Below are 20,857 nucleotides of genomic sequence, written 5' to 3'. Positions count from 1 at the left end.
TCCGATGGCATCCGCGACACGAAATGGTGTTCCCGTCCCGGAAGTTGACGGAAAGGAACGGCCATCGTGCGGAAAGGACGCTTGGCGCCCATGCTTGCCGTGGGCGTCACGGCAACGCTGGTCCCCGCTCTCGCGCCGGCGCAGGCCTCCGCGGCGGAACCGCTGGGGAAGTACGAGAACCAGAAGCCCGCGTGGCACAGATGCGACGCGTCCGAGCCCGCCGCGTACCAGTGCGCGACGATCAGGGTTCCGCTCGACTACGGCCGCCCGAACGGCAGGACCATCAAGCTGGCCATCTCCCGCATACGGACCAGCGTCCCCGGCAAGCGGCACGGCGCGCTCCTCTTCAACCCCGGAGGCCCGGGTGGCGAGGGCCTGGGCATGCCCGTCATGATGAAGGACGCGCTGCCCAAGAAGGTCCGCGAGCAGTACGACCTCATCGGGTTCGATCCGCGGGGCGTGGGGCGCAGCAGCCCGGTCACCTGCCGTCTCACGGAGACGGAGCAGAACACCGAACACCCCTACAAGCGCGAGACGTTCAGCCACGACGTCAAGTGGGCCCGTACCGTCGCCGACAAGTGCCGTACCCGCAACGGCGACAAGCTTCGGTACATCACCACGCGCAACACCGCCCGCGACATGGACGTCGTCCGCGCCGTCCTCGGCGAGAAGAAGATCTCCTACCTGGGTTACTCCTACGGCACGTACCTGGGGGCCGTCTACGCGCAGTTGTTCCCCGGGCGCACCGACCGCTTCGTGCTGGACAGCGCGGTCGACCCGGCACGTGTCTGGCGCGGCATGATCCAGATCTGGGCGGAGGGCAGCGAGCCGGCGTTCACCCGCTGGACGAAGTGGACCGCGCAGCACCACCGCACCTACAAGCTCGGCACCACCCCGGCCCAGGTGCGCAAGACGTTCTGGGATCTGGTCGCCCGGGCCGACCGCACCCCCATCGACGACGGCGGCGCGAAGGTCACCGGTGACGACATCCGCGCGGGCCTGCGCGGTGCGTTCTTCAGTCCCAAGTACGCGGCTGAGGCCGTCGTCCAGCTCGAGAAGGCCGCCGACGGCCATGCCCCCTCCCGCCACGCCCTCCTCCCGGGCGGGCAGCAGCCGCCGCGCTGGTCAGCGACCCACGCGGGCTCCGGGGCTGCCGCCGCCTCCGCCGCGCAGCCTCCGGCCGACAACGGCAGCGCCGCCTTCTGGACCGTGGTCTGCGGCGACACCGGGGCCTGGCCGCGCGACCCGGAGCAGTACCGGCGTGACGCCATCCGGGACAAGGCCAGGTACCCGCTCTACGGCGACTTCGCCTCCAACATCACGCCCTGCGCGTTCTGGGACCAGCCGGCCGAGCCCGTCACCTCCGTCCGCAACCACGTCGGCCTGCTCACCGTGCAGAACCAGTGGGACCCCCAGACGCCCCTGGCCAGCGGCCTGGGCATGCACCGCGCCCTGAGGGGATCGCGCATGGTGTACGTCAAGGGCGGTGAGGGCCACGGCGTCTACTCCATGGACCCGCGCTCCTGCGCCGACCGCACCGTCAACGCCTACCTGAGCACCGGGAGGCTCCCGGCACGGGACGTCACCTGCGCGGCGTCCGGGAGCCAGGGCCTCGGTGGGAAACCGCAGATCGTCCCGGCACCCCGCCAGACCCCCGGAAACCCCCGCTTCTGACCCGTCGGTGCACATAGGGCGCCCGGTGGCCACCGGGCGCCCTTCCCCGTCAGACGCCCAGCGGGCACGGCAGGGTGGGGAGCTGACGGTTCGGGGCGCAGCTCACCAGCGCCAACGAGAGGTACGCGGGACGTTCGAGGTAGAAACCGAGCGAGACGTCGCCTCCCGCTTCCAGCCGCTCGGCCGCGGAGGCGACGAGGGCGCTCAGACGCGTGCCGCTGCGCTGCGACTCGGAGGCGAACCGGGGTGCGTACTCGGTGAGACGGTCACTGAGCCAGGCTGCCGCGGCCTTCGCGTCCTGCCATGTCCCCCGGACCAGCGAGCCCGGTTTGACCAGCCAGTACGCCGTCTCCAACGGGGGCAGGTCGCAGGCCGGGAACTCGACGGCCGCCGTGCGGTACCGCTGGATCAGTTCCGCGCTGCTGCCGGGCGGGGGCGGCTCGGCATGGGGAGGGCGCCGCAGGGCCTCCTGGTCGAAGCGGGCCTTGGGGCCGGTCCAGAGGTAGGCGTGGTGGTGCATGGGGTGTCCCACTCGGTGCGTAGGAGGAGGGCAGCCGGTCCCTGGTGGGGCTGTGCCACGTGGGGACCGGCTGGTGGCTCAGACCGACAGGCCGAACCGCGCCGGGTCGAGGCCGGCGGCCTCCAGTTCGGCCGAGGTGAAGCGCAACGGCTGCGCGTCGGGCCGCTTGCTGTCACCCAGGGCCCAGGCGTCCTCGCCGATACGGGCCAGGGTCACGCAGGCCTCGCCGTCCGGATGGGTGTTTCCCCCGCACGCCTTCACGAACGAGGCGCCGTCGAGGTCGAGCGCGTACAGGTCACTTCCGTTCACCATCGGTGCACCTTCCTGCTCCGCTGTCGCGGCCGTGTCCGACCGCCGCCGCCCTGGACGGGCGGGAGTCGATGGGGGAGAGGGGCGGTCGTGGACGCCCTGCGGGTGGTCCCGGATCAAGTACGCCGAGTGCGTCGGCTGTGCGTTCACCGTGGGCTTCACCGTGTCTCCCCAGTGGGTGTGGCTTCGGGGATGACCGTAGGGACGGGAAGGGGGCCGAGGAGTCGAATATTCTCCAATATTCTTGCGCAGTCACTCAGAATGCATGGACATTCACTCTCAGGTACCGACATGCTGGCGCACGAACATCGTCGACACACAGGGGTGGTTCGCGTGGCACGCAGGTTGCGGTTCAACGGGACGGGCAGTGGCGTTACGGGATGCCCGGCAGTGCACGAGGATGTGGATAGTGGGGAGGTGATCGTCCACGGTCCTCCGCTCACCGACCCGGAGGACGTCGCACAGCTTCAGCGCCTCTCGGAGGGGGAGGTCGCCGTGGTGGTGCCGCGGGACCTTCTGGTGGACTGGACGCCGAAGGAGCGGACACGGCAGGTGCGGACGATCGACCTGGAAGAGTTCCACACCCTGTTCGAGAAGTTCGAGCACACGGCGTGGCGGCTGGAGACGCGCCGTCGGTACGCGAGTGACGAATCGGGCGACCGGTGGGCTCGGTTCATCGAGAACGGAACGATCGGCGAGGACGCGGACTCCGGCTCGGTCTACAGCTGGTGGGCCGAGACGATTCGCGCGCACACCGCACAGGGCAGGCGGATCGAGCGCGTACGCATCGTGGATCAGCCCGCCACCACAGGCCAGCGGTATCTTCTCGACAGTGCCAGGTGGAACGTCGGTCTCGGTGAGGACATCCGCAATATGTGGCGCGCCGACGCGGACCGACTCCGTCTGCCTGCCGAGGACTTCTGGCTGTTCGACAGCCGCCTCATCGCACTCCTGCGCTTCGACGACGACGACCAGCTCACGCACGTGGACCTGATCACCGAGCCCGCAGAGGTGGTGCGCTGCTGCATGGTGCGGGATGCTGCTTGGCACCACGCCGTAGCGTGGGAACAGTTCATGGGTGAGATGCGCGACGACGCATAGGAGCAAGAGCGGATACCGGTGAGCACGGACTATCAGAGGGCGCGCGAGGAACTGGGTCGCAAGCTCAGGGAACTGCGTGTCGAAAGTCCAGACGGCCGGCTCACCGGTATCCAGCTTGCCCAGCGCTTGGGCTGGCCCCAGTCGAAGGTCAGCAAGCTGGAGAACGGCAGGCAGACCCCTACGGACAACGACCTGCAGGCATGGGCCGACGCCGTGGGGCAGCCGGCTGCGTTCCCCGAACTCCGCGCTCGGCTCAGGGGCTTTGAAAGCCATATCCGCTCCTGGCGTCGCCAGTTGTCGGCTGGTCACCGTCCCGTGCAGGAGACCTGGAACGCGCTCGTTGCCGAGTCCCATGTCCTTCACATGTGGGAGAACAACTTGGTCAGCGGCATGCTCCAGACCGCTGAGTATGCCCGGTACGTCTTCGAGTGCTACACGGATCTCCGCTGCTCCCCACAAGATATGGACGAGGCCGTGAGGGCTCGCATGAAGCGGCAGGAGTGGCTGTACAGGCGTGGCAAACGGCTGAACCTGCTCATGTGGGAAGGGGCGCTACGGGCCCAGGTCTGTCCGGCGGAGGTGCTGATCGCCCAACTGGACCGCCTGCTGGGCGTAGTGGGTATGGATACGGTGCGGCTTGGCATCCTGCCCCTCGATGCCGAACTGCGCATCCCTCCGGGCAACCCCTTCTCCATGCTTGACGACCGCCTGGTCGTGGTCGAGGACTGGCACGCCGAACTCTGGCTGGATGACGCAGAAACGATCGCCCTGTACCGCCGCGTCTGGGACACCCTCGCCGAGTCGGCCGTCTTCGGGGCCGACGCCCAGCAGGTGATCGCCCGTGTCCGCCGGAGCATCAAGGTCTGAGGACGTACGGGCGTACGACCTCGTCGGATGTCTCCCACAGAGGTGCCGGTGCCGGGCGCGGAGTCTGCCAGCACTCCTCGTCGCGGAGATGCGGGAGCCGGTGGCCGGCCGCGCGGGAGCGTCTGGCCCAGCGGCGCCAGCGGGCGTCGTGGGGGTTCGGCAGCCGCCATACGTAGGGGTCAGGAAGGCGCACCTCCCGCCCGAGGTCCTGCCGGCTGGGCGCGGCGCCGGGGGAGAGGCGGGCGAGGGCGTTACGAACAGTCCGGAACACGGGTCGCCTCCGCAGGGATGAGCGTGAAGCGGGCCCACACGGTCTTGGTGTACGGCCCCTGCCGATGCCCCCAGGCGTCGGCCAGCGCGGCCACCATCGCGAGTCCGCGTCCGCCCTCCTCGTCCGGGCCGGGGTCGCGGGGCAGGGGGAGCCGGTCCCGGTCCGGGTCGGAGACCTCCAGGACGAGTTGCGGGCCGCAGAGGATGAGCGTGACGCGGACCTGGGCGGAGGACACCCGGCAGTGGCTCACGGCGTTGGTGACGAGTTCGTTCGCCGACAGGGCGGCGTGGTCGGCGACTTCGCCGGTGAATCCCCAGGCCGCGAGAGTCGTGTGTACCCGCTGCCGGGCCAGGGGCACGTGTCGTCGGTGCTTGGGGATGCAGAAGGTTGCCATTGCGAGCATGCGGTGAAGCTACGAGCGCATTCACGGACAGTGCAATAGAAAAAGGCGAATACATGCAGATGTCTCACTCGTTAGTGTGATGTCTGCCCAATCGGATATGCCCGTGTGACATGGTTCCGCCTGGAGAGGGGAGATCTCATGCCCGCAGGTGGACGGCCGACCGTACGTAGTAGGCGCCTTGGCACGGCACTCAGGCAGTACCGACAAGCGGCGAAGCTCGACCAGTTGGAGGCCGCCGAGGTCATCGCGACGAGCCAGGCCAGGGTCAGCCGCCTTGAGAGCGGACACGTCACCGCCCGCGTCATCGAGGTACGGCTCCTGCTGGACGCGTACGGCGTCACCGACCCCGAAGTGCGCGACAAATTGGAGGACTTGGCCAAGCACAGCAAGAATCGAGGCTGGTGGCTGGAGCACGCCGCACATCTGCGGCCCGATTACCTCGACCACATCGCGCTGGAGGACGACGCGACGTACATCCGACAGTGGCAGCCCGCTCTGGTGCCGGGCTTGTTGCAGACGCCGGCTTACGCGGAGGCGGTCATCGCGGCGGGGCCTGATTATGTGGCCCCGGAGGTGCTCGAACAGCTGGTGAAGGTTCGCGAGGGACGCCAGGTGAAAATCGGTGAAGGGGGTGCTTCGTACACCGCCATCTTTTGGGAGGCGGCCGTCGCACACCCCATCGTGAGCGCCGAGGTCCACAGGGAGCAGTTGGCCGCCATCCTCGCTGTCGCCAAGAGGAAGAACGTCACCGTGCAGGTGCTGCCCTTCAGCGCGGGTGTCCTGGTGGCCTCGATCCCTGCTTTCTCCTCCTTCAGCTTCGACTCCGAACCGGCCGTCGAAGCCGTGTCGATGGAGAATCTGCGTGGCACCTCGGTCCTGGAAGCGCCCGAGGACCTCGCGGCTTACGGCAACGCGTACGACCTACTACGATCGGCGGCGTTGGCGCCGGACGCGAGCGCGAGGCTCATCCGGGACATACTGCGGAACACGAAAGAAGAGTGACGTGACCGAGGTTGTGGGCACCTTCCGAAAATCGTCTTACTCCGCACAGCAGGGCGATTGCGTAGAGGTGGCCGACACAACCGACCACGGCCGCGCCGTCCGCGACAGCAAGTGCCATGGCGGTCCCCTCCTTACCGTCTCCCGCGGAAGCTGGGACGCCTTCCTGGGGCAGTTCCGGCACAAGCCCTGACGGCCGTGCGGTAAGCACCCGTCCCCCCGGCCTGTCGGCGTCTACGGTGGCGACCAGCGAGAACGAGACTCAACGGCGCTGGGTACCGCAATGCCGGGCTCATCGCCCCGTGTCCCGTGGTGAGGCCGCCACCCGGCGGGAGCGGGCTACGACTGACGCAGGAACGGGTCGATCGCCGCCCAGGTGGCGTCCGGTGCTTCGAGGTGCGGGAGGTGTCCGGCCAGCTGGATCTCGGTGAACCGCGCACCGGGCACCGCGTCGGCGACGGCTCGCCCGTACGCGGGTGTGGCGATCCGGTCGCTTTCGCCCCACACCACGAGCGTCGGGACGTTCACCGCGCCGAGCCGTCCGAGCAGCGTCGGGTCGCTCATGCTCGTACCGGCGATGACCGCCATGGTGTGACGGTTCGCCTGCTGGATCGCGCGCTGCTCATCGGTGAACCGGGCCGGGTCCACGTATCCGCGCTCGGGGTCGTGCCAGGCGGCCTCCGCGAGCCCACGGGCGTCGAGGGCGAAGAAGTCCGCGACCGGCTCACCGGCGACGACCACGCCGACGCCGTCGATGTCGACCACGGCCCCGATCAGTCCTGCGTACCGCTCGTCGTGCGCTGCCTGCACCGCCATCTCCAGGGCGATCCAACCGCCGATCGAGGAGCCGACCAGCACGACGTCATGCTCCCCCTGGTCGAGCAGGCGTGTGAGGTAGCCGGTCGCGAGGTCCGCGACGGAGGTGATGGAGTCGGGGCGCGTCGTGCCGTCCCAGCCGGGATGGGTCGGGGCGCACGCGTGCATGGAGGCTGCGAGATGTCCCACGATGGGCGCGACGGTCTGCGGACCGCCGCCGCCGTGCAGCACGAGCGCCGTACGCGACGCGGGGTCGCCGGCTTGGATGACAGGAAGGTCGTCGGGGAGGGCGGTGTTCATGAGACTCCTTCTCAACATGTTTATATAACGGTGTTGATAACGTAGCACCATGACAACGGACCTGGAAACCCTCGGGCAGGCGATCAAGCGCGCGCAGTACAGGAATCACCGCGCCGCTGATACGGCCCTGCGTGACATCGGGGTCAGCCTTGTGCAGTGGGACGCGCTACGCGCTGTCGACCGGATGCCTGGCGCCTCCGGGCATGAACTCGCCGTCGCGACGTTCCAGAGCGACCAGGCGTTCGGCACGCTGGCGAGCCGGCTCGTCGCTCGTGGGCTCATCGCTCGGTCCGCCGGTCGCGGGCGCCGCCTGGAGCACACCCTCACCGACACGGGGCGCGCCACGCTGGAGGCGGGCCGGCAAGTGATGGGCGGCGTGCTTCAGGGGCTTTTCGCGCAACTCGACGAGGCGCAACGTCTGGCGCTGCTTCAGACGCTCCAGGTCCTCACCGAGGACGCGTGACACGCGAGGGGCGCCCGGCCGATGCCGGGCGCCCCTCGTCGTCGTGAGCGGGTGACGGCTACAGCTTCTCGATCACGTAGTCGACGCACTTCGTGAGCGCCTCGACGTCCGCCGGGTCGATCGCCGGGAACATCGCGACGCGCAGCTGGTTGCGGCCCAGCTTGCGGTACGGCTCGGTGTCCACGATGCCGTTGGCGCGCAGCACCTTGGCGACGGCGGCCGCGTCGATCTCGTCGGAGAAGTCGATGGTGCCGATGACCTGCGAGCGCTCGGCCGGGTCCGCGACGAACGGGCTGGCGTACTTGGAGTCCTCCGCCCAGCCGTACAGACGGGTCGAGGAGTCCTTCGTGCGGGCCGTGGACCAGGCGAGGCCGCCCTGGCCGTTGAGCCACTCCAGCTGCTCGTTGAGCAGGAACAGCGTGGCGAGGGCGGGGGTGTTGTACGTCTGGTTCTTGCGGGAGTTGTCGATCGCCGTCGGGAGGCTGAAGAACTCCGGGATGTGGCGGCCGGAGGCGTGGACGCGCTCGGCGCGCTCGATCGCGGCCGGGGAGAAGACGCCGATCCACAGGCCGCCGTCGGAGGCGAAGGACTTCTGCGGGGCGAAGTAGTAGACGTCCGTCTCGGCGATGTCGACCGGCAGGCCGCCCGCGCCGGAGGTGGCGTCGACCAGGACGAGGGCGCCCTCGTCGGCGCCGGCCACGCGCCGGATCGGCATGGCCACACCGGTGGAGGTCTCGTTGTGGGTGAGGCCGTAGACGTCCACGCCCTCCTCGGCCCGCGCCTCGGGGTGGGTGCCGGGGTCGGCGGCCACGACGGTGGGTTCGGCCAGCCAGGGGGCGAGCTTGGCCGCCTTGGCGAACTTGGAGGAGAACTCGCCGAAGGTCAGGTGCTGCGACTTGTTCTCGATCAGGCCGTGGGTGGCGATGTCCCAGAAGGCGGTGGAGCCGCCGTTGCCGAGGACGACCTCGTAGCCCTCGGGGAGGGAGAACAGCTCGGAGATGCCCTCGCGGACCTTGCCGACCAGGTTCTTCACGGGCGCCTGCCGGTGAGAGGTGCCCAGCAGGGAGGTACCGGTGGCGGCGAGGGCGTCCAGCGCCTCGGTGCGCACCTTGGAGGGGCCCGCGCCGAAGCGTCCGTCGGCGGGCTTGATGTCAGCGGGAATCTGGATGTCGGCCACGGAACGAGGTTAGCCCGTGGCCCGGGCTGGGGGAGGGCCGTGTCCGTCGGATGAGACGAGACGCACCGGACACGGGCTTGTGGGCTTGTACGACGATACGGGTGGGGTTGTGGAAAAGAGGCGGTGACTGTGCGTGATCGGATGCATCCTGGACGCATGACAGATCTTGCGGGTGAGCTGCGCGGGGCCGTCCGGGGCGAGGTCCGCTTCGACGCCGGGGCACGGGCGCTGATGACCATGGACGCCTCCAACTACCGGCGCGTTCCCTTGGGCGTGGTGGCCCCCCGGGACGCCGACGACGTCGCCGCCGTGCTGGAGGTGTGCCGGGCGCGCGGGGTGCCGGTGGTGGCGCGCGGCGGGGGTACGTCGATCGCCGGGCAGGCGACCGGAACGGGCGTGGTGCTGGACTTCACCCGCCACATGAACGCGTTGCTGGGGCTGGACCCGGTCGGCCGTACGGCCGTCGTGCAGCCGGGGCTCGTGCTCGACCGGCTCCAGGAGGCCGCCGCCCCGCACGGACTGCGCTTCGGCCCCGATCCGTCCACACACAGCCGCTGCACGCTCGGCGGAATGATCGCCAACAACTCCTGCGGCTCCCACTCGGTCGCCTGGGGCACGACCGCGGACAACGTACGGGAGCTGTCCGTCCTCACCGCGCGCGGGCAGCGGCTGCGCCCCGGCCGGGACTGGGCGGGCGCCCCCGACGGTCTGCGGGAACTGGTGGCGGGCGAGCTGTCCCGGCTGCGCACGGGCTTCCCGGACCTGCCCCGCCGCATCTCCGGCTACGCCCTGGACGCGCTGCTGCCCGAGCGGGGCGCGGACGTCGCCCGCTCCTTCTGCGGCTCCGAGGGCACCCTCGGCATCCTCACCGAGGCGGTGGTCCGCCTGGTCGAGGACCCGCCGGCGCGTGCCCTGGCGGTCCTGTCGTACGCCGACGAGAGCGCCGCCGCCGAAGCCGCCGCGGGCCTGCTGCCGTTCGGCCCGCTGACCGTGGAGGGCATGGCCGCCGACCTCGTCCCGCCCGGGGCCGGGCTGCCCCCGGGCGGCGCCTGGCTGTTCGTGGAGAGCGGCGGGGAGACGGCGGCGCAGGCCCACGCGCGCGCCCGGGAGATCGTGCGCGCCGCCGATGTCGTGGATGCCCTGGTGGTCACCGACCCGGCGGCCCGGCGCACCCTGTGGCGCATCCGTGAGGACGCCGCCGGCACGGCCACCCGGATGCCGGACGGCACGGAGGCGTGGCCCGGCTGGGAGGACTGCGCGGTGCCGCCCGCCCGGCTCGGCGCCTACCTGCGCGACTTCCGTGTCCTGCTGACCGCCCACGGGCTGCGCGGCACGCCGTACGGCCACTTCGGCGACGGCTGCATCCATGTCCGCATCGACTTCGACCTGCTCACCGGCGTCGGTGTCGGACGCTTCCGCCGCTTCTCCGAGGAACTGGCCGACCTGGTGACACGGCACGGCGGTTCGCTGTCCGGGGAGCACGGGGACGGCCAGGCCCGCGCGGAGCTGCTGCCGCGGATGTACGGCGCGCAGACGGTCCGGCTCTTCGAACGCGCCAAGTCCCTCTGGGACCCGGACGACCTGCTCAACCCCGGCATGCTGGTCCGCCCGGCCCCGCTGGACAGCAACCTCCGCTTCTCCGTCCTGCCCCGCCGGCCGGTCGACGTGACCTTCGGTTACCCGGCCGACGGCGGTGACTTCCGCTCGGCCGTCAGCCGCTGCGTCGGCGTCGCCAAGTGCCGTACGGCCTCCGTGGCCGGCCCCGCCGTCATGTGCCCCTCCTTCCGGGCCACCGGCGAGGAGGAGCACTCCACCCGCGGCCGGGCCCGCCTGCTGCACGAGATGCTCGCGGGCGAACTGATCACCGACGGCTGGCGCTCCACGGAGGTCCGGGACGCCCTCGACCTCTGCCTGTCCTGCAAAGGCTGCCGCTCGGACTGCCCGGTCGGCGTCGACATGGCCACGTACAAGGCGGAGTTCCTCCACCACCACTACGCCGGCCGCCGCCGCCCGGCCGCCCACCACAGCATGGGCCGGCTTCCCGAGTGGCTGCGCTGGGCCGCCCGCACCCGCACGGTTCCCCTCGTCAACGCGCTCGCCTCGATACGGCCGCTCGCGGCCCTCGGTAAACGGCTGGGCGGGATCGCGGCGGAACGGCAGATCCCCCGGCTGGCGGCACGGACGTTCACCGCGTGGTGGCGCCGCAGGAAACCCGCCCGGGGCACCGGGGACCCGGTCGTCCTGTGGCCGGACACCTTCACCGAGCATCTGACCCCGTCCGTCGGCCGGGCCGCCGTCCGCGTCCTGGAGGACGCCGGCCTGCGGGTGGCCCTCCCGCCGACGCTGCCACCGCACCGGGGAGTCATCGGCGACGGCCGGACCAGGGCGGCGACCGCACTGCTCACGGCCCGCCGGGCCCGGGTCTGCTGCGGTCTGACCTACATCTCCACCGGCCAGCTCGACCGCGCCCGCACGGTGCTGCGCCGCACCCTGGACCTGATGGAACCGGTGCTGCGGGCCGGGCTGCCGGTCGTCGTGCTGGAACCGAGCTGCGCCGCCGCCCTGCGCGGTGACCTCCCGGAACTCCTCCACGACGACCCGCGTGCCGCCCGGCTGGCCGCCGCGGTCCTCACCTTCGCCGAGGTGCTGGAGCGGCACGCCCCGCAGTGGACCCCACCCGCCGTCGACCGCCCGGCGGCCGGCCAGACCCACTGCCACCAGCACGCGGTGCTCGGCGACACGGCCGACCGCCGGCTGCGCACCGCCGCGGGCCTCACCGGCGACCTGAGCGGAGGCTGCTGCGGCCTCGCGGGCAACTTCGGTTTCGAGAAGGGCCACTTCGAGGTATCCCGGGCCTGCGCGGAGGAGCAGCTCCTGCCGGCCGTACGGGCGGCGCCCGAGGGCACGGTGATCCTCACGGACGGCTTCTCCTGCCGGACCCAGCTGGACCAGCTCGCGGGAGTCCGGGGCAGGCACCTGGCGGAGGTCCTGGCGGAGGCGTTGGACAGGAGAACGGGAGCGACGAGACCGGCACCGTGACCGGAGCACGGCCGCACGGCCCGCCGGTCACCCGGCGCGGCCCGGCTGTGCTCCATCCCCTGGGGGTCGCCTCGCCGGGGTCGGTCGCCCGGGTCCGAGCGTGCCGAGGCAGCCCTGTCCCGGGGCGGGGGCGACCGGGGTCGGTCGCCCCGGGGGTGGTGTGCTCGGGGTCGATCACCTGGGGGTGTCGCCTGCCCGGCGTCGGTCGCCCGGGGGTGGCCTGCCCGGCGTCGGTCGCCTGGGGGTGGCCCGGCCGGCTCGGTCGCCTGGGGGCGGCCTGCCCGGGGTCGGTCACCTGGTGGGGCCGAGTCAGGCGGGCGTCACTGCCCCTCGACGGGAAGAGGCGGGAGTTTGCCTCGGGCTACCTGGGTGCGTACCGCGCCGATGCTCGCCGCGATGACCAGGGCGATCGCGGCGGCCTCCGTGGCGGACAGGGCCTGGCCGAGGATCAGGAAGCCGGCCGTGGCCGCGATGGCCGGTTCCAGGCTCATCAGGATGGCGAAGGTGGAGGCGGGCAGCCGGCGCAGGGCCAGGAGTTCGAGGGTGTAGGGCAGGACGGACGACAGCAGCGCCACCGCCGAGCCGAGGGCGATCGTGGTGGGGTTCAGCAGGCGGGTGCCCGCCTCGGCGATGCCGATGGGGAGGAACAGCAGGGCCGCGACCGCCATGGCCAACGCCAGGCCGTCCGCCTGGGGGAAGCGGCGCCCCGTACGGGCGCTGAAGACGATGTAGGCCGCCCACATGGCACCGGCGCCCAGGGCGAAGGCCACACCTGTGGTGTCCAGTTCGCCGAAGCCTCCGCCGCCGAGCAGGAAGACGCCTCCGAGGGCCAGGCCCGCCCAGAGCGCGTTGACGGCACGGCGGGAGGCCAGGACGGACAGGGTGAGCGGGCCGAGGACCTCCAGGGTGACCGCAGGGCCCAGCGGGATGCGGGCGACCGCCGAGTAGAACAGCCCGTTCATCGCGCCCATCGTGACACCGAAGACGATCACCGTCCCCCAGTCGGTGCGCGAGTGTCCGCGCAGCCGGGGCCGGCAGACCACCAGGAGGACGATCGCCGCCGCGAGCAGGCGCAGGGTCACCACACCCAGCGCGCCCGCCCTGGGCATCAGGGTCACCGCCAGCGCCCCGCCGAACTGCACCGAGATGCCGCCGGCCAGGACCAGCCCGACGGGGCCGAGCGTGCCGAGGCGGCCCTGTCCCGGGGCGGGAGCGACCGGGGTCGGTATGGCAGTGCTGGATCTGGCGGTCACGGGCTGTCCTGTGGCTCGGCTCGGGGAGCGGGTACGTTCGCGGAGGTGCATCTCGATGTACTTTCTCGTCCAGGGTAATGGACTTCGACAGGTGCGTGAACCCCTTAAGGGACTGTCCCGGATGCTGGGATCGGGGCCGGGCCGCTACGGATCAGCTGCCCGGCGGCCGGCGTCGGCTCCGATGCGGGCACCCGTCCCCATTTTCCCGCATATGTGACGTCATGCGCGGCTCGCCCATGCCCGGCATGGCGTCGATCCGGCGGGGAGGGGACTCAGCGTCGGGCCATGTAGACGTTCAGCGCCTTGTGCAGCAGGCGGTTCAGCGGGAAGTCCCACTCACCGACGTACTCCACGGCCTCGCCGCCCGCGCCCACCTTGAAGCGCAGCAGGCCGAGCAGATGGTCGGATTCCTCCAGGGTGTCGGTGATACCCCGGAAGTCGTAGACGTGGGCGCCGAGTTCATGGGCGTCGCACATCATGCGCCACTGCATGGCGTTGCTGGGCTGGACCTCGCGCTTACGGCTGGTGGAGGCGCCGTAGGAGTACCAGACGTGGCTGCCGACGACCAGCATGGTGGCCGCGGCGAGCACATCCCCGTCGTGGTGGGCGAGGTACAACCGCATCCGGTCGGGATGTTCCGCGGTGAGCGCGCTGAACATGCGCTGGAAGTACGGCAGCGGGCGCGGCAGGAACCGGTCGCGCTCGGCGGTCTCGGTGTACAGCTCGTAGAAGGCCGGCAGGTCCTCCGCACCGCCCCGGACGACCTTCACGCCCGCCTTCTCGGCCTTCTTGATGTTGCGCCGCCACTGCTGGTTGAGCCCACGCCGGATGTCCTCCAGCGGCCGTCCGGCGAAGGGGACCTGGCACACGTACCGCGGCTGCCCGGCGGCGAAGCCCCCCTCGCCGCCCGGTTCGCTGCGCCGCCAGCCCATGCGGCGCAGCCGGTCGGTGAGATCGATGCCACCCGGCTCCTCGGACGTCGCGGGCACGTCGCGCAGGCGGTGCGCGTCCGGGTCGGCGATCGCCGCCTTCACCGCCTCGGGGCTCCACCGCCGGGTCACCACGGGCGGCCCCATCTTCACCGAGAAGGCGCCCCGGTTCCTGAGGTGGGCCAGCATCGGTCCCAGCCAGCGTTCCAGGTCGGGCGAGTGCCAGTCGATGACCGGACCCTCGGGCAGATAGGCCAGGTACCGCTTCGTCCGGGGCAGCGGGCGCAGCAGCGCCAGGCCGACCCCGGCGAGCCGCCCGTCCTCCTCGAACCACCCCAGGCTCTCGGCCTGCCAGTCGGGCTTCACGTCCCCCCAGGACGGCACCTGCATATGGCTGGCCGAGGAGCGCTCCGCCACGAACGAGAGGTGTTCGGCGCGGGACACGGGGCGGACGGTGAGGCGCATGCGCGGGCTCCTTCGGTTCGGCTCCTCCGGTCACTGTAGGAGTGCGCCGGCGCCGACCTCGGTTCCGCTCGCCCACCTGGAGCACCGCCCGCGCCCCCGGCGGCCGCCTGGCCAAATTAATGCAAGCATGCTTGATTGTTTCTCCCCCCGCTGCCATGCTCCCCCCATGTCCGATCCGACGCCCGTCTTCGGTGATCTGCGTGAGGAAGGCGAGCAACTCGACCTGCTGGTCGCCGAGTTGCCCGAGGACCGGTGGGCGCTCGACACGCCCGCCCCACGCTGGACCATCGCCCACCAGATCGCCCACCTGCACTGGACGGACCGGGCCGCGCTGCTCGCCGTGACGGACGAGGTGGGGTTCCAGGCGGTCCTCCGTACGGCCGTGACGTCACCCGACGCCTTCGTGGACGAGGCCGCCGAGGAGGGCGCCCGGCTGCGGCCCGCCGAACTGCTGGCCCGGTGGCGGGAGGGCCGGGCCGCGCTCGACACGGCGCTGCGTGCCGCCCCCGGCGGCAGCCGCTTCCCCTGGTTCGGGCCACCCATGTCGGCCGCCTCTATGGCCACCGGTCGTCTTATGGAGACCTGGGCCCATGGACAGGATGTGGCGGACGCCCTGGGTGTGGTCCGCACACCCACCGACCGGCTCCGGCATGTGGTCCGCATCGGGGTGCGAGCCCGGGACTTCGCCTTCGGGGTACGGGGGCTGCCCGTACCGGCGGAGGAGTTCCGCGTCGAGGTGACCGCACCGTCCGGGCAGGTGTGGGCCTACGGTCCGCCGGACGCCGCCCAGCGGGTCACCGGCCCCGCCCTCGACCTCTGCCTCCTCGTCACCCAGCGCGCCCACCGCGCCGACCTCGCCCTGCGCGCCGAGGGCCCCGACGCCGACCGCTGGCTCGGCATCGCCCAGGCCTTCGCGGGCCCCCCGGGCACGGGCCGCCCGCCGAACCACCCCGGCCACCCCCGCGCCGCGCCCAGGGACTCCGGCCGTTCCCCCGGTGCGTGCGGCCCCCGCCCGGACGAGGGGACCGCCCCCTGCCCGGACTCTGGGACCGTCCCCCGCCCGGACGAGGGGACCGCCCCGTGACCGTGTCAGGCGGGTCCGAGCCCGCGGCCCCGGCCGTGCCCGGCGCGCCAGAGCCGGTGGGGCCCCTGCGCGTCGGCAACTTCTCCGGCTTCTACGGTGACCGCGCCGACGCCCTGCGCGAGATGCTCACCGGTGGCGACGTGGACGTCCTCACCGGTGACTACCTCGCCGAACTCACCATGCTCATCCTCGGCCGCGACCGCCTGAAGGACCCGGCCGCCGGGTACGCCCGCACCTTCCTGCCCCGGCTGGAGGACTGCCTCGGCCTCGCCCACGAGCGCGGGGTGCGGATCGTCACCAACGCGGGCGGCCTGAACCCGGCCGGACTCGCCGGGGAGATACGGAAGCTGGCGGACCGGCTGGGCATCCCCGTGCGGGTCGCCCATGTCGAGGGCGACGACCTGGGCGCGGCCCACCCCGGGACGCTCGCCGCCCACGCCTACCTCGGCGGTTTCGGGATCGCCGCGTGCCTGCGGGCCGGCGCCGACATCGTGGTCACCGGCCGGGTGACCGACGCGGCGCTCGTCACCGGACCCGCCGCCGCCCACTTCGGCTGGCGGCCCGGGGAGTACGACCGCCTCGCCGGTGCCGTCGTCGCCGGACACGTGCTGGAGTGCGGCACCCAGGCGACCGGCGGCAACTACGCCTTCTTCACGGAGGGCGACGTGCGCCGGCCCGGCTTCCCGCTCGCCGAGATCCACGCCGACGGCACCAGCGTCGTCACCAAGCACCCCGGCACCGGCGGCTTCGTGGACGTGGGCACGGTCACCGCCCAGCTTCTCTACGAGACCGGCGGCGCCCGGTACGCCGGTCCCGACGTCACCACCCGGCTGGACACCGTACGGCTCGCCCGGGAGGGGCCGGACCGGGTGCGGATCGAGGGGGCACGCGGGGAGGCGCCCCCGCCCACCCTCAAGGTCGGGCTCAACCGGCTCGGCGGCTTCCGCAACGAGGTCGTCCTCGTGCTCACCGGACTCGACATCGAGGCCAAGGCGGCCCTGGTGCGCGAGCAGCTCGACGAGGTGCTCGCCGCGTCACCGCCGCGGGAGGTCCGGTGGGAGCTGGTGCGCACCGACCGGGCCGACGCCGGCACCGAGGAGACGGCCAGCGCGCTGCTGCGCCTCGTCGTACGGGACCCGGACCAGCGGGTGGTCGGGCGTGCGCTGACCGGGGCCGCCGTGGAGCTGGCACTCGCCAGCTACCCCGGCTTCCACCTGCTGTCCCCACCCGGAAAGGGCGCCCCTTACGGGGTCTTCGAGGATGTGTACGTGCCCCATGGGGCCGTAGACCATGTGGCCGTCCTCCATGACGGGCGCCGGATCCCCGTGCCGCCGCCCCAGGAGACGCGCCCGCTGGACGCCGTACCGCCCCCGCCCCTCCCGGAGCCCCTCCCGCCCGGCCCGGTCCGCCGCGCGCCCCTCGGCCTGGTCGCCGGGGCCCGCAGCGGGGACAAGGGCGGCAACGCCAACGTCGGCGTGTGGGTACGGACGGACGAGGCCTGGCGGTGGCTCGCGCACACGCTGACCACCGACCGCCTGCGCCGGCTGCTCCCCGAGGTCCGGGACCTGCCCGTCACCCGGCACGTGCTGCCGCACCTGCGCGCCGTGAACTTCGTCGTCGAGGGCGTCCTCGGCGCCGGCGTCGCCGCACAGCACCGCTTCGACCCGCAGGCCAAGGCCCTCGGCGAATGGCTGCGCTCCCGCCACCTGGACATCCCGGAGACCCTGCTGTGACGGTTCTGCGAACGGCCCTCGACCCCACCGGCCCCGACTACCGGGCCCACCGCGAGGCGATGCTCGCCAAGCTCGCCGACCTGGACGCCGAACACGCCAAGGCGCTCGCCGGCGGCGGCGAGAAGTACGTCAGGCGGCACCGGGAACGCGGCAAGCTGCTGGCCCGCGAGCGCGTCGAACTGCTGCTGGACCCCGACACCCCGTTCCTGGAGCTGTCCCCGCTGGCCGCCTGGGGCAGCGCGTACCCCGTCGGCGCGTCCCTGGTCACCGGCATCGGTGTGGTGGAGGGCGTGGAGTGCCTGATCACCGCCAACGACCCGACCGTACGCGGCGGCGCCAGCAACCCCTGGAGCCTGAAGAAGGCCCTGCGGGCGAACGACATCGCGCTCGCCAACCGGCTGCCCTGCATCAGCCTGGTCGAGTCCGGCGGCGCCGACCTGCCCTCCCAGAAGGAGATCTTCATCCCCGGCGGCGCCGTCTTCCGGGACCTCACCCGGCTCTCCGCCGCCGGCATCCCGACGATCGCGGTCGTCTTCGGCAACTCCACCGCCGGCGGTGCCTACGTCCCCGGCATGTCCGACCACGTGATCATGGTCAGGGAACGGGCGAAGGTGTTCCTCGGCGGGCCGCCGCTGGTCAAGATGGCCACCGGTGAGGAGAGCGACGACGAGTCCCTGGGCGGCGCCGAGATGCACGCGCGCGTGTCCGGCCTCGCCGACCACTTCGCCGTGGACGAGCCGGACGCGCTGCGTCAGGCCCGACGGGTCGTGGCCCGCCTCCACCACCGCAAGGCCCACCCGGACCCCGCCCCGGCCGAGCCGCCCCGCCACGACCCGGAGGAGCTGCTGGGCATCGTCCCCGGCGACCTGAAGGTCCCCTTCGACCCGCGCGAGGTCGTCGCACGGATCGTGGACGGCTCCGACTTCGACGAGTTCAAACCGCTGTACGGCACGAGCCTGGTCACCGGTTGGGCGGCCCTGCACGGCTACCCCGTCGGCATCCTGGCCAACGCCCAGGGGGTGCTGTTCAGCGCCGAGTCCCAGAAGGCCGCCCAGTTCGTCCAGCTCGCCAACCAGCGCGACATCCCGCTGCTCTTCCTGCACAACACCACCGGCTACATGGTCGGCAGGGAGTACGAGCAGGGCGGGATCATCAAACACGGCGCCATGATGATCAACGCGGTCGCCAACAGCCGGGTCCCGCACCTGTCGGTCCTCATGGGGGCGTCCTACGGTGCCGGGCACTACGGCATGTGCGGCCGGGCCTACGACCCCCGGTTCCTGTTCGCCTGGCCCAGCGCCAAGTCCGCCGTCATGGGCCCGCAGCAGCTCGCCGGCGTGCTGTCGATCGTCGCCCGGCAGTCGGCGGCGGCGAAGGGGCAGCCGTACGACGAGGACGCGGACGCGGCGCTGCGCGCCATGGTGGAGCAGCAGATCGAGTCGGAGTCGCTGCCCATGTTCCTGTCCGGGCGGCTGTACGACGACGGCGTCATCGACCCGCGCGACACCCGCACCGTCCTCGGCCTGTGCCTCTCCGCCCTGCACACCGCCCCCTACCAGGGCGTGCGCGGCGGCTTCGGCGTCTTCCGGATGTGAGGGATCCCGTGATTTCCAGTGTGCTCGTCGCCAACCGGGGCGAGATCGCCTGCCGCGTCTTCCGTACCTGCGCCGGACTCAGCATCCGCACGGTCGCCGTGCACTCGGACGCCGACGCGGACGCGCTGCACGTGCGCGTGGCCGACACGGCGGTACGGCTGCCGGGGGCGGCGCCCGCCGACACCTACCTGCGCGGCGACCTGATCGTGGAGGCGGCACTGAGCGCCGGCGCGGACGCCGTGCACCCCGGGTACGGCTTCCTGTCGGAGAACGCCGGCTTCGCGCGCGCCGTCCACGACGCCGGCCTGACCTGGATCGGCCCGCCCCCGCAGGCCATCGAGGCCATGGCGTCCAAGACCCGCGCCAAGCGGCTGATGGGCCTCGCCCCCCTCGACGCGGACCGGGTCGCCGGCGCCGACCTGCCCGTCCTGGTGAAGGCGGCGGCGGGCGGCGGGGGGCGCGGCATGCGGATCGTGCGCCGTCTGGAGGAGCTGCCGGCCGCGCTGGAGGGCGCACGCGCGGAGGCCGCGAGCGCCTTCGGTGACGGCGAGGTGTTCGTGGAGCCGTACCTCGAACACGGCCGCCATGTGGAGGTGCAGATCCTCGCCGACACCCACGGCACCGTGTGGCCGCTCGGCACCCGCGACTGCTCCCTCCAGCGCCGCCACCAGAAGGTGATCGAGGAGGCCCCGGCGCCGGCCCTGCCGGCCGCGCTCACCGAGGAGCTGTACGCGCTGGCGGTGCGCGCCGCCCGGTCCGTCTCCTACGTCGGCGCCGGCACGGTCGAGTTCCTGGTCGCCGACGGCCGCGCGCACTTCCTGGAGATGAACCCCCGTCTCCAGGTCGAACACCCCGTCACGGAAGCGGTGTTCGGGCTCGACCTCGTCGCGGAGCAGATCCGGATCGCCGAGGGGCACGCCCTGGACACCGTGCCGCCCCGCGCGAGCGGCCACGCCGTCGAGGCCCGCCTGTACGCCGAGGACCCCGCCCGCGACTGGACCCCCCGGACCGGCGTCCTGCACCGCCTCGCCGTACCGGCCGGCGTCCGCCTGGACACCGGCTACACCGACGGCGACCCCATCGGCGTCCACTACGACGCGATGCTCGCCAAGGTCGTCGCCCACGCCCCCACCCGCGCCGAGGCGATCCGCCGGCTGGCCGGCGCGCTGGAGCGGGCCACCGTGCACGGCCCGGTCACCAACCGCGACCTGCTGGTGCGCTCCCTGCGGCACGAGGAGTTCACGTCCGCCCGCATGGACACCGGCTTCTACGCCCGCCATCTCGCCGCGCTGACCGCGTCCGCCCCCGACCCGTACGCGCCCCTGGCCGCCGCCCTCGCCGACGCCCGCGGCCGCTCGCGCTTCGGCGGCTGGCGCAACGTGCCGTCGCAACCCCAGGTGAAGCGGTACGCGATGGCCGGCGAGGAGCACGAGGTCCGCTACCGGCACACCAGGCAGGGCCTCACGGCGGACGGGGTGGAGGTCGTGCACGCCGACGCCCGTCTGGTCGTCCTCGAAGTGGACGGTGTCCGGCGCCGGTTCGAGGTGTCCGTCTACGGCGACCAGGTGCACGTGAACGCCACCGCCCTCACCGCCCTGCCCCGCTTCCCCGACCCCGCCGCCCGGCTCGCTCCCGGCTCCCTGCTGGCCCCGATGCCCGGCACGGTCGTACGCCTCGCCGACGGCCTCGCGGAGGGCGTGGCCGTCGAGGCGGGCCAGCCGCTGATCTGGCTGGAGGCGATGAAGATGCAGCACCGGATCTCCGCGCCGGCCGCCGGAACGCTCACCGCCCTGCACGCCAGGCCGGGACAGCAGGTGGAGCCGGGCCTGCTGCTCGCCGTCGTCCGAGAATCCTAGGAG

At 72.2% G+C, this 20,857-nt stretch carries 19 protein-coding genes; 11 read left to right on the top strand and 8 right to left on the bottom strand.

The features are described from left to right. The first annotated feature begins 90 nt into the window (after window positions 1-90). Window positions 91-1,674 carry an alpha/beta hydrolase gene (locus tag ACGFT1_RS22370; RefSeq protein WP_373910694.1) on the top strand — a complete coding sequence of 528 codons (1,584 nt, stop codon included), beginning with the start codon at window positions 91-93 and terminating at the stop codon, window positions 1,672-1,674. 49 nt (window positions 1,675-1,723) lie between these two features. Here the strand turns inward: ACGFT1_RS22370 and ACGFT1_RS22365 are convergent, their stop codons facing one another. Next, a complete protein-coding gene (locus tag ACGFT1_RS22365) occupies window positions 1,724-2,194 on the bottom strand; it encodes a hypothetical protein (protein ID WP_373910693.1) in 471 nt (156 codons plus the stop codon). A gap of 78 nt (window positions 2,195-2,272) precedes the next feature. After that, complete coding sequence (locus ACGFT1_RS22360; RefSeq protein WP_373910692.1) at window positions 2,273-2,506, bottom strand: DUF397 domain-containing protein; 234 nt, start codon at window positions 2,504-2,506, stop codon at window positions 2,273-2,275. A gap of 330 nt (window positions 2,507-2,836) precedes the next feature. Between ACGFT1_RS22360 and ACGFT1_RS22355 the strand changes: the two genes are divergently transcribed. Both ACGFT1_RS22355 and ACGFT1_RS22350 read left to right on the top strand, forming a co-directional pair. After that, a complete protein-coding gene (locus ACGFT1_RS22355; RefSeq protein WP_373910691.1) occupies window positions 2,837-3,604 on the top strand; it encodes a DUF6879 family protein in 768 nt (255 codons plus the stop codon). Window positions 3,605-3,622: 18 nt separating this feature from the next. Further along, entirely contained in the window at window positions 3,623-4,471 is an 849-nt protein-coding gene (locus ACGFT1_RS22350) for a helix-turn-helix domain-containing protein (RefSeq protein ID WP_373910690.1), read from the top strand. Here the strand turns inward: ACGFT1_RS22350 and ACGFT1_RS22345 are convergent. Together ACGFT1_RS22345 and ACGFT1_RS22340 are read right to left on the bottom strand one after the other, a co-directional pair. Then, window positions 4,461-4,742 (bottom strand): hypothetical protein, encoded by a 282-nt coding sequence (locus tag ACGFT1_RS22345; protein ID WP_373910689.1) that lies wholly within the window; start codon window positions 4,740-4,742, stop codon window positions 4,461-4,463. The two genes, ACGFT1_RS22350 and ACGFT1_RS22345, sit on opposite strands and share 11 nt — an antisense overlap. After that, window positions 4,723-5,145 (bottom strand): ATP-binding protein, encoded by a 423-nt coding sequence (locus tag ACGFT1_RS22340; protein WP_373910688.1) that lies wholly within the window; start codon window positions 5,143-5,145, stop codon window positions 4,723-4,725. Before ACGFT1_RS22340 ends, ACGFT1_RS22345 begins: the two co-directional genes overlap by 20 nt. 138 nt (window positions 5,146-5,283) lie before the next feature. Here ACGFT1_RS22340 and ACGFT1_RS22335 point away from each other — a divergent pair, with 138 nt between their 5' ends. After that, window positions 5,284-6,147, top strand: coding sequence for a helix-turn-helix domain-containing protein (locus ACGFT1_RS22335; protein WP_373910761.1), 864 nt, complete (start codon window positions 5,284-5,286; stop codon window positions 6,145-6,147). Between the two features lies 1 nt (window position 6,148). Then, on the top strand, window positions 6,149-6,337 hold the full coding sequence (locus ACGFT1_RS22330) for a DUF397 domain-containing protein (RefSeq protein ID WP_373910687.1): 189 nt from the start codon (window positions 6,149-6,151) through the stop codon (window positions 6,335-6,337). 146 nt (window positions 6,338-6,483) lie between these two features. On the opposite strand, the gene ACGFT1_RS22325 is transcribed toward ACGFT1_RS22330, so the two are convergent. Continuing rightward, window positions 6,484-7,260 (bottom strand): alpha/beta fold hydrolase, encoded by a 777-nt coding sequence (locus ACGFT1_RS22325; protein WP_373910686.1) that lies wholly within the window; start codon window positions 7,258-7,260, stop codon window positions 6,484-6,486. A 49-nt stretch (window positions 7,261-7,309) separates the two neighbouring features. On the opposite strand from ACGFT1_RS22325, the gene ACGFT1_RS22320 reads away from it, so the two are divergent. Continuing rightward, entirely contained in the window at window positions 7,310-7,723 is a 414-nt protein-coding gene (locus ACGFT1_RS22320; RefSeq protein ID WP_373910685.1) for a MarR family winged helix-turn-helix transcriptional regulator, read from the top strand. Window positions 7,724-7,781: 58 nt separating this feature from the next. On the opposite strand, the gene serC is transcribed toward ACGFT1_RS22320, so the two are convergent. Further along, window positions 7,782-8,900, bottom strand: a complete 1,119-nt coding sequence (gene serC / locus ACGFT1_RS22315; RefSeq protein ID WP_373910684.1) for a phosphoserine transaminase — start codon at window positions 8,898-8,900, stop codon at window positions 7,782-7,784. A 156-nt stretch (window positions 8,901-9,056) separates the two neighbouring features. On the opposite strand from serC, the gene ACGFT1_RS22310 reads away from it, so the two are divergent. Next, window positions 9,057-11,939, top strand: coding sequence for an FAD-binding and (Fe-S)-binding domain-containing protein (locus ACGFT1_RS22310; protein WP_373910683.1), 2,883 nt, complete (start codon window positions 9,057-9,059; stop codon window positions 11,937-11,939). Between the two features lie 320 nt (window positions 11,940-12,259). Here the strand turns inward: ACGFT1_RS22310 and ACGFT1_RS22305 are convergent, their stop codons facing one another. Together ACGFT1_RS22305 and ACGFT1_RS22300 are read right to left on the bottom strand one after the other, a co-directional pair. Then, window positions 12,260-13,192, bottom strand: coding sequence for a DMT family transporter (locus ACGFT1_RS22305; RefSeq protein WP_373910682.1), 933 nt, complete (start codon window positions 13,190-13,192; stop codon window positions 12,260-12,262). A gap of 272 nt (window positions 13,193-13,464) precedes the next feature. Further along, complete coding sequence (locus ACGFT1_RS22300; RefSeq protein WP_373910681.1) at window positions 13,465-14,586, bottom strand: lipid II:glycine glycyltransferase FemX; 1,122 nt, start codon at window positions 14,584-14,586, stop codon at window positions 13,465-13,467. Between the two features lie 166 nt (window positions 14,587-14,752). Here ACGFT1_RS22300 and ACGFT1_RS22295 point away from each other — a divergent pair, with 166 nt between their 5' ends. The 4 genes from ACGFT1_RS22295 to ACGFT1_RS22280 are packed head-to-tail and all read left to right on the top strand — an operon-like array spanning window position 14,753 to window position 20,854. Beyond that, window positions 14,753-15,670: a TIGR03084 family metal-binding protein gene (locus ACGFT1_RS22295; RefSeq protein ID WP_373910680.1), complete on the top strand. Its 918-nt coding sequence runs from the start codon at window positions 14,753-14,755 to the stop codon at window positions 15,668-15,670. Window positions 15,671-15,726: 56 nt separating this feature from the next. After that, entirely contained in the window at window positions 15,727-17,403 is a 1,677-nt protein-coding gene (locus ACGFT1_RS22290; RefSeq protein WP_373910760.1) for an acyclic terpene utilization AtuA family protein, read from the top strand. Further along, window positions 17,400-18,998 (top strand): acyl-CoA carboxylase subunit beta, encoded by a 1,599-nt coding sequence (locus ACGFT1_RS22285; protein ID WP_373910679.1) that lies wholly within the window; start codon window positions 17,400-17,402, stop codon window positions 18,996-18,998. Before ACGFT1_RS22290 ends, ACGFT1_RS22285 begins: the two co-directional genes overlap by 4 nt. Window positions 18,999-19,006: 8 nt before the next feature. Beyond that, entirely contained in the window at window positions 19,007-20,854 is a 1,848-nt protein-coding gene (locus ACGFT1_RS22280; protein WP_373910678.1) for a biotin carboxylase N-terminal domain-containing protein, read from the top strand. Window positions 20,855-20,857 lie beyond the last annotated feature (3 nt).

Origin of the sequence: Streptomyces sp. Y20, from assembly GCF_043195475.1 — a bacterium.
Classification (GTDB): Bacteria; Actinomycetota; Actinomycetes; order Streptomycetales; family Streptomycetaceae; genus Streptomyces.
The sequence above is the reverse complement of the archived record's forward strand: the minus strand, read 5'-3'. Positions and strand labels throughout refer to the sequence as shown.

Bases quoted from the DNA above. Each gene is read 5' to 3' on its own strand.
- ACGFT1_RS22325 (WP_373910686.1), bottom strand. From the start codon at position 7,260: ATGAACACCGCCCTCCCCGACGACCTTCCTGTCATCCAAGCCGGCGAC.
- ACGFT1_RS22335 (WP_373910761.1), top strand. From the start codon at position 5,284: ATGCCCGCAGGTGGACGGCCGACCGTACGTAGTAGGCGCCTTGGCACG.
- ACGFT1_RS22360 (WP_373910692.1), bottom strand. From the start codon at position 2,506: ATGGTGAACGGAAGTGACCTGTACGCGCTCGACCTCGACGGCGCCTCG.
- ACGFT1_RS22300 (WP_373910681.1), bottom strand. From the start codon at position 14,586: ATGCGCCTCACCGTCCGCCCCGTGTCCCGCGCCGAACACCTCTCGTTC.
- ACGFT1_RS22365 (WP_373910693.1), bottom strand. From the start codon at position 2,194: ATGCACCACCACGCCTACCTCTGGACCGGCCCCAAGGCCCGCTTCGAC.
- ACGFT1_RS22340 (WP_373910688.1), bottom strand. From the start codon at position 5,145: ATGCTCGCAATGGCAACCTTCTGCATCCCCAAGCACCGACGACACGTG.
- ACGFT1_RS22370 (WP_373910694.1), top strand. From the start codon at position 91: ATGCTTGCCGTGGGCGTCACGGCAACGCTGGTCCCCGCTCTCGCGCCG.
- ACGFT1_RS22320 (WP_373910685.1), top strand. From the start codon at position 7,310: ATGACAACGGACCTGGAAACCCTCGGGCAGGCGATCAAGCGCGCGCAG.
- ACGFT1_RS22295 (WP_373910680.1), top strand. From the start codon at position 14,753: ATGTCCGATCCGACGCCCGTCTTCGGTGATCTGCGTGAGGAAGGCGAG.
- ACGFT1_RS22310 (WP_373910683.1), top strand. From the start codon at position 9,057: ATGACAGATCTTGCGGGTGAGCTGCGCGGGGCCGTCCGGGGCGAGGTC.